This is a genomic window from Paraburkholderia sp. SIMBA_053 (assembly GCF_046534895.1).
In the GTDB taxonomy this organism is placed as follows: domain Bacteria; phylum Pseudomonadota; class Gammaproteobacteria; order Burkholderiales; family Burkholderiaceae; genus Paraburkholderia; species Paraburkholderia caledonica.
The window spans coordinates 1-1,858 of sequence record NZ_JAWRXU010000035.1 but is presented as its reverse complement, the minus strand read 5'-3'; the positions used below and the strand labels follow the sequence as shown (position 1 = coordinate 1,858).

1 protein-coding gene is annotated in these 1,858 nt (G+C 58.5%); it reads right to left on the bottom strand.

Annotated features, from left to right (window positions below):
* Positions 1-49: 49 nt before the first annotated feature.
* Positions 50-1,411 carry an IS110 family transposase gene (locus SB753_RS34325; protein WP_410804476.1) on the bottom strand — a complete coding sequence of 454 codons (1,362 nt, stop codon included), beginning with the start codon at positions 1,409-1,411 and terminating at the stop codon, positions 50-52.
* Positions 1,412-1,858 lie beyond the last annotated feature (447 nt).

Below are 1,858 nucleotides of genomic sequence, written 5' to 3'. Positions count from 1 at the left end.
TGATCTCGTACCGACTGTCAACGCTTGTTCGCGGTCTTCGAATGACGTTTTACGCCGGTTCTGGCATGGGCTGATTCCTTCGAGACTGGCGAACTTCGAGCGGCACTGTGAATCGCTCAGCGACGATGCGCTTGCCTTGCTGGACGGTGATCGCGTTTCCCTCCTGATCCCGAAGTACATACGGCTCTCCAGTCTTCAGGACACGATAGATTCGGTTGACCAAACGCGTGGCAACAGCACATATGGCCTGCTTGTGGTGATGCCCCTTATTGACCATGAGGCGCCAGTACACGGCGGCGAGATCTGGATCGATCTTGCGTGCGACGTCTGCTGCGATGTACAGCGCCCGTTTGACGCGATCACTGCCGCTCTTTGTGAGCCTCTGCCCGGGCTTCTCAATGCCACCGGAAGAATTCCTGGTCGGGAACATACCGCAGAAACCACGGATGTGATCCTCGTTACGGAAGCGCTTGGCGTAGCCGAGTACGCCAATGAGCAGCGGAGCCAAAGTCGCCCCAATGCCAGGAATGGATCGAAGCGCATCGGAAGGATGCACCCGCTGATAGATCTGCTCTACCTCACGCTCTATCGCGCGGACGTGGCAGTCCCACAGGCGCAAGTGTTCGACTTCCTGTGCCACCTCGAATTGCAGCGCAACGAAATCGACACTATCACCATGAAGCTCAATGGTCTCCTCGGCAACTGACTTAAGTTTCTCGACCAGCGAATCGATGAATGGACCGCTCTTGGGATGATTCCCCGAGGCGTGCCGCGAGAGGAACCGGGCGAGCACATCGCGTCGCATGGCGACAACCTTGCGCGGATCGAATAGCTCGCCGAGGATTGCCAACGTGAGCTGCGTCACTGTATCGGGTAACGCAGGCTCAAGAGTCGGGCAGGCCCAGCGGATAAGGTCAAGAACGCGGCGCCGCGAGGAACATACCAGTTCCTGATATCGGTGACGTTGTTTGGTCAGTCGTTGTAGTGCATGTTGCTGGGGGCCGGGCACATGAACGGGGTCGAGGCCACGACCGCCAAAGCCGGGTATTGCGCCCAACACATGCGCGTCGGCCGCATCGGTCTTGGCATGCTCGCTGAGGTATTTGCGTAACGCCTTCACGCGCTGACCCTTCACGCGAATGACCTTGATTCCGGCACGCTGCAGCCAGTTCGCCACCGGAAACCATGCCATTCCGGTTGGTTCCATCACTGCAGTGATCGGCGTTTCCGCGCTGACGCCGCTCTTAATGGCTGACACGAAACGCCTGAGGTCGGTTGACGTCAAACGAAAGCGGATCGGTTTGCCAATCGCACGTCCATCATCGAAGATCTGCGCGACCTGTACCGCACTGATCGCCAGATCGATGCCGACGGTTCGGTGATGCACCGGTGCATTGCTGATAGAAGCCATGAGTTGTTATTCTCCTTATCGACGAATCAGAGGGCTCGATGCTGGGCAGCACTGCCAGGTGTTTCATTCGTGGCCGCTTGAACTTTGCAGATTCATGCGCCACCATCTCGTTACTCTTGCCTGCGCCAGCCCGAACCCGGCAACCATGGGCTTCACATCGTCGGGACGAACTTTGCGGGCTCTCCCACGTTCTTAAGGTCGCTGGGCTCGGTGCCCGCAGGCAAGGGTACCAGCGAGTGTGCGGGCGGAGTTGAACGGCGAGTCTGGATCGACGGAAGCCCGGCCTCATACTCTTGGCCCTCGGCGTTCGCCCTGCGCCCAGATTCAAATCAAATACAATTGAATTCGATGGTGCGAAGTCGACCCGCGATCACTTCGTCGAGGCGCCCAGCAGCTCCATCATCGACTTGCCCCTCGGCGTCAACCCCGCACCGCTATAGATACCTG

What these genes read in the sequence shown, in the direction of transcription:
- SB753_RS34325 (WP_410804476.1), bottom strand. Translation starts at nt 1,411, where the DNA reads ATGGCTTCTATCAGCAATGCACCGGTGCATCACCGAACCGTCGGCATC.